We start from the raw sequence: 12811 nt of genomic DNA, 5'->3' as shown, positions 1-12811 counted from the left end.
AATTTTCTAGAGCAGCAAATGTCTCATAGAGCGAGTCAATGGGACAATTGCCAAGCTTCTAAAGAAGTAAATGTCTCATAGAGCGAGTCAATGGGACATCTTGCAATTTTCCATAGCAGCAAATGTCCCATAGAGCGAGTTAATGGGACACTTTGCAATTTTCCAGAGTAGCAAATGTCCCATAGAGCGAGTTAATGGGACATCTGCCAATCTTCCATAGCAGCAAATGTCCCATAGAGCGAGTCAATGGGACATCTAGCAATTTGCTAGAGCAGCAAATGTCTCATAGAGCGAGTCAATGGGACAATTGCCAAGCTTCTAAAGAAGTAAATGTCTCATAGAGCGATATACTGGCACATCATTCACTCTCCCACACAAGAATTTATTTTATACACCCCTCCGTTTTACCCCATCAAAGAGGCGAGGCTTTTTTAGTAAAGTCCCGATCATAAAAATTTCAATTGACCCTGTCTATTATTGCAGCACTTCTATATATAAAGGGTGATGAACGACATAATGGAAAGGCGGTTATCCTATGAGCGGCTGGGTGAAGTTGAATCGAGATGTGACTGAGGTTGATTTATGGAAGGAAATTGTGCCGTTGCGGCTTTATTTGTTGCTGCTGACAAAAGCAACAAGAGATGACGGCAGAATGGTGAGCGGTGTGCGATTAAAACGCGGGCAATACATACGCGCTTTTTCCAAGCTAGTGGAGGATCTTGGCTATCGCGAGGGCAGAGGGGAAAAGCATTACGCCAAAAGCACGATCAAGCGGTCGGTCGATAAGCTTGTGAAAAAGCGGTTAATTGCCGTTGAGGAAACAAATATGGGCACGCTATTTACTTTATTGCATTGTGAAGACATCCAAGCAAAAGGATTCATCGATTTTTTTTGCCCTTCTTTTCGCGGAACGATGACAGAACGAACAGAAAACAAGGCCGATACGAACCCGGAACAAAATCAAGAAAGAGAGAAGAAAGAAGAGAAGTTGGAGAATAGGAAGAATCAGGAAAACGGAAATTCTACCCAAAGTAAGGATCAAACCACAAGAATGACTGCGATCACTGAGCACTTTCTCAAGCTTCGCAATCGGGGGGCAATTTTATCAGCTAAAGACATGCAAGCGATTGAAAAAGTCGCCAAAATGGAAGTCTCGCTCGAAAAGCTGTTGAATTGGATGACAACGATTCATTCAAACTATCAGCAGAAATCACCACAGCAAACCATCAACAGTATGGCCTATTATGAAGCGGCGATTATGACACGTCTTCGGAAAATGGAATGGAAAGAGAAAAAGGAAACGCTTCATGACCGTATTGCTCGCCTTGAAATACAAGGGATCCTTATGTAGGGAGGGCTGACAATGGACAAGAGGGAAGTCATTCAAGTGTTAGCGACCATTGAATCCGTATATCCACAATTTAAAATTAGCGACGAGACTGTGCTCATGTGGCTAAAAGTGTCAAAAGAAATGGATTACAAGCTTGTGATGGAAAAATTATCTGCCCATATTGCGAGCAATCGCTTTCCACCTGTGCTCGCTGAAATTGCGGCATTTCGGGAGACAGACAATCCGTTTCTTCAGCAAATAAAGAGGTGGGAGCAAGAAGGGAGCGAGCGAATTGAACGAGATCAGTTATTTGCCAGAAGGAAACCAACTCCAGACTGGCTACCCCCATCCATCCGAAAGTAAAGAAATCGAAGCGGAAAATATGATACTAGGAGCAATTTTTCTCGAGCCTGGATGTGTGTTTGAAGTAATTCTCGAACCTTATCATTTTTCCCAAAAGAGAAATCAGCTAATTTTTCAAGCGATGATAGAGCTGCGTCAGGAATCACAAGGGATTGATATCGTCACAGTCGTCAATAAGCTTGGGAGTTTGATTGAATCCATCGGCGGTGTCAGCTACTTGTCCAGCCTGGCCTTAAGCTGTCCGACGACCGTTCATCTGGAAGAATATGAGCAGATCATGCTTGAACATTATAAGCTCCGTGAGTTAAAACGGGCAGCAGCCAGATTTTTAAATGATGGGAGATTAGTAGAAGCAGAGCAATTCTATCAGACATTTATTAAGCTCCAGGAAATAGGGAATACCGTGGAAGAAACAAAACAGGATTTGATGATGGAGATTTTTAATGAAATGTATGAGGACCAAGGCGACCTAAGTGGGATCGATACAGGCTTTGACTCGCTCAATCGGATGACAAGCGGCTGGAGCAAGGGCGATTTGATTATTTTAGCTGGCAGGCCATCGATGGGAAAAACGGCCTTTGCCTTGTCACTTGCCATGAATGGCTGTCAAAAAGGCGGTGTTGTTGATCTGTTTTCCCTTGAAATGCCAAAAAAACAGCTCGCCAAACGGATATTAAGCAGCCTATCAAGGATTGACGGTGCCAAATGGAAAAATCCATACAGGCTATTTACCGAGGAAGACCAAGTGAGAGCAAATGAGGCGCTCAGTATTTTTCATCAATGGCATCTCCAAATCCATGACCCACCACAGAAAACAGTCTCCGGTATAAGAGCCCAAATCCAAAAAACGCGCCGGGAATATCCTCATGAAGACTATCTCGTTGTCATTGATTATCTCCAGCTCATCGCCACATCCGGGAAATATGATCGCCATGACCTCGCAATTGCCAGCATTACGAAGGAATTAAAACAGCTCGCTAGACAATACGATGTCCCAATTATTCTCCTTTCCCAGCTTTCACGAGGAGTCGAACAAAGAATGGACAAGCGCCCAAAAATGTCCGACCTCCGTGACTCCGGCAGCATTGAACAAGACGCCGATCTCATTATGCTTCTTTACAGAGACGAGTATTATAACAAAAATAACAGCGAAAACAAATTCATTGAAATTGACCTAGCGAAGCATCGGAATGGGCCAGTTGGGATGGTTAAGTTGTTGTTTGAGAAGGAATATGGGGGGGTTGTGGATGGGGGGAAGAGGAAGTGCGCTCAAGGTAAGAATTAATCTTATTTAGTAAAATAGTCAGATAAAAAGAATTCAGAATGTTACAATTAAGGAAAAGAGTGGGGGATTGATTATGAGTAAACGAATTTTTTATCTCATCCTTCAAATGTAGCTATAATCGGTATGCTGACATTTACTTATTATGCGATATACAAGGGGCAATTGGTGAAACTTATTATATTTACAGTTATTGTTATTTCAATCCCATCTCTAGTTTATTATTTAAATAAAAAATGCAAACGAGATCATAAAAAAGGATAGGGAGAGAGCCCAATGGAATTAGGAAATCCAATCGCAAAGGGAAATACGGCTGCCATTTATCTTCACGACAACAAAATTATAAAAATGTTCAACGATTATTTGCCTGAAACGGAATCATTCAATGAAGCCAATAAGCAAAAACATGCCTATTCATGTGGACTGCCTGTTCCTGAAATTTATCGTGTGGCGAAGATAAATGGCAAACAAGCGATCATGATGGAATATGTAAAGGGAAGAACGTTGGGAGATTTATTATTCGAAAATAGGGATCAAGCAGAATATTACTTAGATCTTTCTATTGATATTCAACAAAAGATTCATCGCGTAATTCCAGATACGATTGAGCCAATGTATGATAAATTATCCCGTCAAATTGCGACAGCCGCTAAACTGGAAACTAGACAAAAATCTTATCTATTAAAAAAATTGGAATCCATAACTTATGAGAATCGGCTCTGTCACGGGGATTTTCATTTATTCAATTTAATTCAGTCTGATAAAAAAATAGTCGTGATCGATTGGGTCGATTCGAGTGCAGGAGATATTCGTGCGGATATTTACCGGACCTATCTTTTATATTCTCAGCGTTCACTCGAATTAGCTGAATTGTATTTGCGGCTTTACTGTGAAAAGAGTGGATTGTTAAGGGCTGATATTTTTCAATGGGCGCCAATCATTGCGGGAGCAAGATTATCTGAAACGGTATCATCGGAGAATGCAGAAAGATTAATGGAAATTATAAATCACGACTACCCTTTTTAATGAACGAGTTAACTCGGTTGTTGAATAAAGGAATTCAGTGTTGTACTGAAAGGATATGATCTTAATGAAAAACACTGCAAAAAAGTGGGGAATAATAGGTGTTCTGGGTGCCGTACTAATTATGATTAGTTATTTCACATTATCAGCCAATCAAATAACAAAGAGTATTAGTATGGTAGATATGGTTATAGAAGAAAAAAGTCATTATATTGACCCTGGGAATTACTTTGAAATGTGGGTGATTGGCTACAATGGAAATGAAAGTGAAGAGAACCGTGATCGCTACAAAATCTTTATTGAGGACTCAATGGTCTACAACCTGATTAAAGAAGGGGAAAAGTATAATATTACTGCTTCCTCATTTAGAGAAGATGAAGAATATGGACATGTCTATCAATTATCACAAATAAGTAATCAGGAAATGTACCAGTTAGCTGGGAAGGGACGGATTAAGTAATATTTATTAAGAAGTAACTTTCAAATAATGTTGAGATAGGGAAGAAATACACTTTAACTAAAGAGTGCGATTTAATTGAACAACAATCGGCACTTTTCAGAAATAAGGAAAGCGTCTTTCTTCATGATAAGATCATTTATTGGAGGAGCAATTTTAAAAAAAGGAATTGGTAGTATAGAATTTTTGTGCGATTATTACTAATTTATTTGGGGAGAGAGCATGAGGTGTCAATATCGGTGTAATTTGGAGTTGAAATAATCTCCAATTTAACTTTAAACATCTGATGATATGCTGAATGTATGATTGGAATTTTGTTATATAAGGAGGTTTTAAATGAAAAATCTAAAATATCAAGTCAAATCATTAAATGTCGGGAAAATCGAAACACTAACCTATGGCAACAGAACATTTGAATCAGCTATCAGAAAGAAATCTGTCAAAGAACCCATTTTTTTAAGTAAAACAGGATTTATGAGTGATGAGCAAGCATATGAACATCACGGTGGCGAGGATAAAGCTATATGTTTATATCCTTATGATTACTACTCTTATTGGAGTGATATTTTAAATAACTTTAGTAATACAGCCTTGTTCGGTGAAAATCTAACAGTTAAAGGATTAAAAGAAGATAATGCCCATATTGGAGATATTTATACTTTTGGTGAAGCTATTATTCAGGTCTCCGAACCACGAAATCCTTGTTATAAACTTGCTGCAAAATATGAAGTGCCTAATATGGTGATTCGAATGAGAGATACTGGCTATACAGGGTTCCTTTTACGAGTATTGAAGGAGGGAATGGTAACATCAAACGATGACCTAGAGCTTCTTGAAGAACATCCTCAACAAGTTTCTGTATCATTAGTTAATGATGTGAAGTTTTTTGACAGATTTAATAAAGAGAAACTTGAAAAAGTATTATCTGTTGATGCTTTATCAGAAAGTCTGCGTGCTATTTTATTAAAACAATTTCAATCCAAAACAACAAATTTATGGGGATAGTTATTTTTATTGTAAAAGGACATTAGTATACTAATGTTTTTTTTACTATTAATAAGTTTCGGTGGACCCCCTTACAAAATAATTTCTATTAATAATAGGTTTAATAAAAAAGTTCAAAGATTTTATGTATATGTACGCTCTACCAAACTGTTAAAAAAAAGGCGCTACTTCAATGATAGCGCTCGATTGCAGAAGAACAAGTTAATGATTATAAAATTGCTGTTTCCCTGTTTGACTTCTGTTGAGACCCTTATTGGAATAAATAAGTTGTCCCACTAGTTCAACGACGTAAACGGTATTATAAAATTAATTATGTATAAGTGATGAAAAATCATAAAAGGCATTTAATACACCATCACCTAAAGGATGAGCGTAGTCTTGTGTTTTTAAAGGTAATAATCCTTCACTTTCCAGTTGTTTTAAATATTTCTTAAATCCTTCATCTATAGCTTCTAGGTACTTTTCTAAAATAAATTGATAATTATAAATTTTCTCTTCGGGATAATTAGTTGTATATACAATAAAAAGGTTAACACCATCACTAATAAAACTATAATAATCGGTATTTCCATGACAATCTAATCGTGCTTCTTTAATTTTCCCCTTATAGAGTTGTGCAAGCGTAAATAAAAAATGTGGAATAGCTATAAAACCTAACCCTGATTTAAAACTAAATAACTGTATATCATCTGAAACGTCAAATTGAATATCGCCGCCACTTAAATGGATATCAATAAAACACTTATAGTTGGACTTCATTCACTCACCTCTCCGATTCTATCCAACCCTATAATCTGAAAATCGAGAATTGAATTGCGTCTAATTGATTTTTTATTCCAGTGAGCTCATAACTGATAAAACCGAGTATACCTAATAAAGCAATGCAATCATTATTCTATCAATTCCTTTCATAAAATGTCCTCCCTTATAAACTAACTATTTAATTCTATAAGAAAAGGTTCGGATGTTACAAATATAAAAATGTGGAAGAATACTAAGAAAAAGTGAATACTTATAGCAACAATAATTTGGTGCTTGTGCAAGATTATACATAAATTAGTGAGCACTTTAGTGCAATAAGAAGGAAAACTTTAAACGGTAATTAAAGAGAAATAACAGAGGATGAACCAATGGATAAAACAGTTACTTTTTCATTCAGCAGTACAAAATATAAAGGTGTAGAGGCGACAGAAACATTTACTTTTAAAGAATTAGGTATTGTTGAGGAGTTGGATGATGAAGCACTAAAAAAAGAAATAGACAAAGTTTTTCAGGCTTGGGTTTGGGATCAACTGAATATTTCATACAGTATAGTAATAGGATAAGTGAATTGCGAAAGAATAAATAATGTACATATTTACTATCAAGTGCGTTGATCTAAGTAAGATTAATGCATCTTTTTGTTGAGTTACCACTATTTGCGATAGTTGAGAGATTGGGTTGGAGGGGCAATTAACTGTAAATATTCCTTATGATTAAATTTTCTGTATTTTCTATTGATTCTAACATTTAGATGTGTCACAATATTAAAGTGAATGGTTTTTTCAATTTTTTTATGCGAAAGGGGATGTTTTTTTATGATTACTTATATGGTATTGGTGGTTTTAGCTTAACCGAATATCGGGCATAGTAGATTCCAATCATTGTTATAGCTTGGAATGGGAGCAACTGGGAATAACCCCCGTTTTTTTGCTATGCCGTAAACAGTAACCTTTCGTGAATACTGCTGTTAGCGGGATACGATGAAAATTGTATTCTTTTTTGATTACAAGTCGGCTTTTGACTTTTCACCGCGTAACAGCAGCTTCTTTGGAGGCTGCTTGTTCGCGGTATTTTTATGCCTAAAAACGCTTCCATTAATAGGGAAAAATCGATTGATAATTGTTTTGAAACAATCCGGCTATATCGAAGCCGAATGCCACCGAGAGCAGGAAATACAGCGGGAGCAATCCCTTTTACAGAAGCAGGAAAAAAATCTGTTGATGAAATATTAGGGCATCAACCGGATAAATGGATGTAGAAAAAGTGATTGCCATGCAACATAAGGCAAAAAAGGGAGGATACAAAAGATGAACAAACTTGATGAAAAATTAGTAAAGCCCAAAACACTAGCACTTGTTTTGGGTAAAATGCTCGAGAAGACGATCATCCATGCAGATTATCAACTCACAGAGTTGCAAGGAGGGACAATAGGGGAGGTTCGGCTTGTAACAGGAATGGTTGAAACTGCTGATGGTGAAAAGCTGCCGTATAAGCTCGTTTGGAAAATACAGAAAAAGTTTGAGCGTTATGGGGATCCGGATTCATGGCGTAGGGAATACGACCTCTATGCATCGGATTTTAAAAAGGTGTTCCTTGATTCGTTCCGAAGTCCAGAGTGTTACCACGCCGAAATAAATGGCGATGATATTCAACTGTGGATGGAATATATTGATGGTGTGTCAGGCTTACATCTGACCACGGAAATGTATGAGCGGATAGCCGAGGAATTGGGGCGATTTCAAGGAAAGTTGTACACTGAACGACCAAAGGAATTGCAGCATTTGTCCAATTTAAGCAAGATTGATTTTACGAAAAACTACTATCTACGTTATCGATCATGGAATGTGGTGTATGATTACATACGCTCCGATGACTGTGAAATTCCGAAGCATCTGTGTGAAATGCTCATAGACATAGATAACAATGCGGATGAAATATTTAATCGGATTGAAAAGCTGCCAATCGTGCTTTGCCACAGAGACTTTTGGGTGGAAAACATCTTCTATTCGGACAGTAAAATCGTACTTATCGATTGGGATACCGCAGGATGGGGGCATATGGGTGAGGATATCGCGAGTTTAATAACAGATGAAGCAGACGTCCGCCATATGATTGAATACTACGAAAAATGCATTCCGGCGTATTACAGGGGTTTTTCGGAATATGCGGATATGACCCATATCTCCGATCATTGTATTTATGAACTAATTCTTGTTATGTTTGGATATAGGCTTGTGGAGTGGTATAAATTCGCTGAGTCGCCTGAAGATAAAGAAATGCACCTTAATACCTTACAAAAAATCTATGAGATGAGAAATGTGTAGAGAAATATACTACGATATAAACTTCTATCATCATTAGATTTTAGCAGAGCTTATAGAAAAAATAAGGGCTAATCGCAGAATTAGCCCTTATTAATACTTTACTTATTGACTGTTAAACTTTCCACTTCCTTAAGAATCTCATAAGCACCTTCTTCTTTATTTGAGCAAACAATGATGGTAAGATCTTGATTTGGATAATGGACAGAACGATAATTCACACCTGGATCATATCCCATTTGAATGTATTTCACGACACCCTGTTCGTTTGATTCCATATACCCACCATACCCGTAAAAGATATCATCTACAACATTTACTTGAGGCGTCAATAAGATGCGAGTTATTTCTTCTGACAATAGTTTGCCATTCATTAATGCTTCCCAAAATATCCCCATATCAGTAGCAGTAACATAGGCACCGCCATCAGGCCCACCTTTTGCAGGAAGAGAATAAATATTTGCTTTATACGTATGATCAGGGTTTTCTATATATCCGATTGAAACACTTTCAGGTAATTTATCCATTGAAAAGTATCCTGAGTCAGTCATGCCAATTGTCTGGAAGATATTTTTTTCGATATAGTCAGTGAAGTCCATGCCACTGATCTGCTCAATAATAAGGCCTAGAATAATATAACCAGAATTATTATAACTGAAGGGACTTCCTACTTTTGCTTGCATTTTTCCATTCTGAAACATAGGCAAAAAGTCTTTTGCACAGCGAACTCGATACATTGGCAAGGTTTCCCAAAGCACTTCAAAATCATCCATTTCATCCTCGTCAAAATAATCTGGAACCCCAGAAATATGCGTGAGTAAATGATGAATGGTGATTTCCTTATCAAAGTAAGGAAAATCAATATCCAAGCAATTGATGATTTTTGTATCAAATGAGATTTTTCCTTCTTCCACCAACTTACAAATCGCAATCGATGTAAAAATCTTGCTGCCAGATGCAATCGAAAATCGAGTGTGTGGTTCATTTATAATTTTTTCCGAACGGTTTGCATAGCCAAAGCTCTCCGACATGATTGCCTTGCCACTCTTACGCACGTGAATGCTCCCTGAAAACTGAAGTTCCTGTTGTATTTTAGCTAAACCGTTCCAACTTATTTGTTTATTCATCTTTTATTCCTCCTGAATATGTTTTTTGCAAAAGATTCAATGCATCTAAAAAAACATATTCAGTTAACCTCTTCACATTAGATAATGAAACATGTAGTTCTCCTCCTTTACCATTATGAGCATAGCATTTAGAGTGAATTATTACAATATTCAAACATCGAAACTGGATGCAATATTGGTTTGCTTTTATAAACCTGACGGGCAGGTTGCTATAAGAAGGAAATTTGTTAATGATGAAGAAATTGCTATATATATTATTCTTTATGATAATGGACCGTCAATTATTGAGGGTCTTTTTTGTATAGTGAAAAAAATATGTTTTTTATGTAACGACGGTTTAGATTATTGTAACTTTTTTTTAATCCCAAACGATTAATAGGTGAGTACATAAAAGAGGGGGGGATATTTTGAATAGTTTTGATGATATAGAGGTCAGAATAATTGAAATCTATAATCAGCACTATTTAGATGTGTATCGTTTTCTTATTTGTTTTACAGGTAGTCAGAATGATGCAGAGGACTTAACTCAAGAAGTATTTATTCGTGTACTAAATAATTTACCTAATTTTAATGCTGGAAATATAAAGACGTGGATTTTTTCAATAGCAAAACATGCAGCCATTGACCATTATAGAAAGAAAAAGTACAGTTCAATTTTTGGAGAAGGATTTTTTAAGAGAATCGTATCTACGGAAAAAGAAACACTTGAATTAGTTGAACAAAAGGAACTGAAAAAGCTTGTTCATACGGCAATTTCAAAATTAAAACCATCCTTTCGAGCAGTAGTAATACTAAGGGGCATAAACGAATTCTCAATAAAAGAGACATCTGAAATATTAAAATGTAGCGAGTCTAAAGTAAAGGTAGATTATCACAGAGCCTTAAAAGAACTTAAGAAAAAATTAGATCTTAATACTGAGGAGGTTATGGGAAATGCAAACTGATAAGGAATTGTTTGACCTTATTAAAAATACCTACCCACTCAATCCAAGCGAAGACTTTGTATCCACAACTTCAAATATTCTAAAAAAACGTGCAAGAAAATTGAATAGAAAAAGTAGAATAAAATATTTATCCTTTGTGACTTCTGGTCTTGCTCTATGTACATTTGCATTTTCATGGTTCTTTTTTTACGGTGGGAAAGATGACGTACTCAATAATCTTAATACGCATGGAGAAGAAAAATCGCTGATTTCTGTTGCTGAGCAAGAACCTTTAATTTATATATACCAATCACATAATTTAGAGTCATTTTTCACAGAAACGCAAACAAAGGATGCTAATGAAGCATTTCATGAAACCCAAAATATAACTCTAGTTGGAGAAAGGTTAAGCCAATCACTAAAAGAAAGAGGGATTAATGCTATCCATGATAAAACCAATATAACGGAAATACTAAACGAAAATAACTTTTCATTTAGTGAAACTTACTCAGTATCAAGAGAGCCGTTAAATGCCACTTTGGAAAATAATAAAAGTATTAAAATGGTATTTGATATTCACAGAGATTCAAGAAAAAGAAAGGATACGACTGTAAAGTTAAAAGGAATAGATTATTCAAAAGTAGTGTTTTTAGTATCTGGTTCAAGCAGTAATTCTAAAGAAAATATAAAGTTTGCGGAACGCCTTCACAATAGGATGGTGGAAAAATATCCTCGATTATCGAGAGGAGTTATTGTTACAGATAATCAAGATAAACAAAACACCTATAATCAAGACCTCTTAGATAACTCCGTTTTACTTGAAATTGGAGGAGTTGAAAACACACTACAGGAGGAATATAGAACAGCAGATATCCTTGCAGAAATCATTCAAGACATTCTGAATGAGTCTTAACGCATGCTTTTTTCTTTTTAACACTACTTCGGATCAGTTGTTAATGGGCAATCTGGTAGAATGGAAAAATATCTAATTTATTAATAGCGTGCTTTATCTGATTATGACTTCACCAAGTACACAAAGTATGCGAAAGTTAAAAGTTCTTGCAGTTGAAGAATTACCAACAGAAATATGGAATTACTTTCTTGAATGATCACCATAATGTTTTTCGCTAACTGGTAGCAATAGCATGACAAGAAAAAAGTATAAATCGCTATTTGATCTTCCTCAATCGGGCCAAAAACGGGTGTATGAATTAAACAATAGATCATCAAATGGATGGTCTGTATTTTTTTAAAAGATTACTCTGAAAATTATGTTAATATTGAAGTATCAAGATGCAAAATGATTCAATTAATGATGTATGTGTTTTTGATCTTTATTATTGTTTTATTAGCAGAGTGGTCCGGTGCTTGGGATAAGAATAGCCCTCGATATAAAAAATACATTTTTTGTGGAATTGCAGCCATCTGGATTCTGTTTTTATGGATATTTTTTAAAGATATAATTAAAATAGCAATTTTTAGTTAACGGGTGGGGGCGTTGATTCAAGAAGGAGCAACGCCCTTTTTTGTTGAAGTTATTAAACAAGTGGACTGGTTTCTTTATAGGAAATTTGTTCATTGTGTGTTTACCTTAAAGTAGATGAGGAAGAATGTTTTATGAGAATATATAATATTATAGAGGCTTTATTTATTGTCTTGTTCATGATTGTAATAATTTATTTTGAACCAACATTCCCTTTTTCAAAGTGGTTGAATCTAACTCTTCTTGTTTTAATAGCGACTCTATTACAGCAAATTTTTGCAAAAATAAAGTCAAGGTGGGAATGGACTAACAAGGGAATCGACACTCAATTAGGTGTCCTACTTATTTTGGGAATCCTTCTCAGTCCTTTATTAATTGATTTCATTCTATTTGGTTTTGGTAAGTAAAGATATTAATTATATTTCTGCCAGTAACCCAAGTAGAAAGATTCCTCTCTTTTAATGAAAACATGGAAAACCTAGGGAACAATTGCTAAACAAGAGTTGCTTCTTATGCTAACGGAGCAGTAGATTTAATTAAAATGGGGTGGATAAAAATGGATGAATTACAATGGAATATAAAAGATGTTAAGTATTTAAAAAAGATACAATTAGTCCAATACAATCTCGTAATGCTTTTGTGGTGTTAGACTCAAAAGTGGACACAGTTTAAAATAGAAATAACTAATAATATGAGGTGTCCACATGAGCAGAAAAACATTTGATGAAGATTTCA

General features: G+C 35.8%; 14 protein-coding genes. 12 read left to right on the top strand and 2 right to left on the bottom strand.

Annotated features, from left to right (window positions below; translation table 11 throughout):
- Positions 1-535: 535 nt before the first annotated feature.
- The 6 genes from J2Z40_RS17080 (at position 536) to J2Z40_RS17055 (ending at position 5460) form a co-directional block, all read left to right on the top strand.
- Entirely contained in the window at positions 536-1351 is an 816-nt protein-coding gene (locus J2Z40_RS17080) for a hypothetical protein (RefSeq protein WP_066391966.1), read from the top strand.
- A gap of 12 nt (positions 1352-1363) precedes the next feature.
- The gene (locus J2Z40_RS17075; protein WP_066391967.1) at positions 1364-1693 is read left to right on the top strand and encodes a replicative helicase loader/inhibitor; all 330 of its coding nucleotides are present in this window, start codon (positions 1364-1366) and stop codon (positions 1691-1693) included.
- Entirely contained in the window at positions 1623-2978 is a 1356-nt protein-coding gene (gene dnaB / locus J2Z40_RS17070) for a replicative DNA helicase (protein WP_245350147.1), read from the top strand. Before J2Z40_RS17075 ends, dnaB begins: the two co-directional genes overlap by 71 nt.
- 273 nt (positions 2979-3251) lie before the next feature.
- Positions 3252-4001 carry a phosphotransferase family protein gene (locus J2Z40_RS17065; RefSeq protein ID WP_066391970.1) on the top strand — a complete coding sequence of 250 codons (750 nt, stop codon included), beginning with the start codon at positions 3252-3254 and terminating at the stop codon, positions 3999-4001.
- Positions 4002-4065: 64 nt separating this feature from the next.
- The gene (locus J2Z40_RS17060; protein WP_066391972.1) at positions 4066-4458 is read left to right on the top strand and encodes a hypothetical protein; all 393 of its coding nucleotides are present in this window, start codon (positions 4066-4068) and stop codon (positions 4456-4458) included.
- A 333-nt stretch (positions 4459-4791) separates the two neighbouring features.
- Positions 4792-5460 (top strand): MOSC domain-containing protein, encoded by a 669-nt coding sequence (locus J2Z40_RS17055; RefSeq protein WP_066391974.1) that lies wholly within the window; start codon positions 4792-4794, stop codon positions 5458-5460.
- Between the two features lie 306 nt (positions 5461-5766).
- On the opposite strand, the gene J2Z40_RS17050 is transcribed toward J2Z40_RS17055, so the two are convergent.
- Positions 5767-6219: a hypothetical protein gene (locus tag J2Z40_RS17050; RefSeq protein ID WP_066391976.1), complete on the bottom strand. Its 453-nt coding sequence runs from the start codon at positions 6217-6219 to the stop codon at positions 5767-5769.
- A gap of 371 nt (positions 6220-6590) precedes the next feature.
- Here J2Z40_RS17050 and J2Z40_RS17045 point away from each other — a divergent pair, with 371 nt between their 5' ends.
- From J2Z40_RS17045 to J2Z40_RS17035, 3 genes are all read left to right on the top strand, one after another.
- On the top strand, positions 6591-6785 hold the full coding sequence (locus tag J2Z40_RS17045) for a hypothetical protein (RefSeq protein WP_066391982.1): 195 nt from the start codon (positions 6591-6593) through the stop codon (positions 6783-6785).
- A gap of 512 nt (positions 6786-7297) precedes the next feature.
- Complete coding sequence (locus J2Z40_RS17040) at positions 7298-7480, top strand: hypothetical protein (protein ID WP_066391985.1); 183 nt, start codon at positions 7298-7300, stop codon at positions 7478-7480.
- A 49-nt stretch (positions 7481-7529) separates the two neighbouring features.
- Entirely contained in the window at positions 7530-8546 is a 1017-nt protein-coding gene (locus J2Z40_RS17035) for an aminoglycoside phosphotransferase family protein (protein WP_066391987.1), read from the top strand.
- Between the two features lie 98 nt (positions 8547-8644).
- Here J2Z40_RS17035 and J2Z40_RS17030 read toward each other — a convergent pair whose 3' ends face one another.
- Positions 8645-9670 carry a serine hydrolase domain-containing protein gene (locus J2Z40_RS17030; RefSeq protein WP_066391989.1) on the bottom strand — a complete coding sequence of 342 codons (1026 nt, stop codon included), beginning with the start codon at positions 9668-9670 and terminating at the stop codon, positions 8645-8647.
- A 407-nt stretch (positions 9671-10077) separates the two neighbouring features.
- Here J2Z40_RS17030 and J2Z40_RS17025 point away from each other — a divergent pair, with 407 nt between their 5' ends.
- The 3 genes from J2Z40_RS17025 (at position 10078) to J2Z40_RS17015 (ending at position 12483) form a co-directional block, all read left to right on the top strand.
- Positions 10078-10614, top strand: coding sequence for an RNA polymerase sigma factor (locus tag J2Z40_RS17025; RefSeq protein ID WP_066391990.1), 537 nt, complete (start codon positions 10078-10080; stop codon positions 10612-10614).
- A complete protein-coding gene (gene spoIIP, locus J2Z40_RS17020; RefSeq protein ID WP_066391991.1) occupies positions 10604-11506 on the top strand; it encodes a stage II sporulation protein P in 903 nt (300 codons plus the stop codon). The genes J2Z40_RS17025 and spoIIP overlap by 11 nt, the downstream gene beginning before the upstream one ends.
- 704 nt (positions 11507-12210) lie before the next feature.
- The gene (locus J2Z40_RS17015; RefSeq protein WP_066391995.1) at positions 12211-12483 is read left to right on the top strand and encodes a hypothetical protein; all 273 of its coding nucleotides are present in this window, start codon (positions 12211-12213) and stop codon (positions 12481-12483) included.
- The last annotated feature ends 328 nt before the right edge of the window (positions 12484-12811 follow it).

This window comes from Cytobacillus eiseniae, from assembly GCF_017874625.1.
In the GTDB taxonomy this organism is placed as follows: domain Bacteria; phylum Bacillota; class Bacilli; order Bacillales; family Cytobacillaceae; genus Cytobacillus; species Cytobacillus eiseniae.
This window is presented reverse-complemented; position numbering and strand designations above follow the sequence as displayed.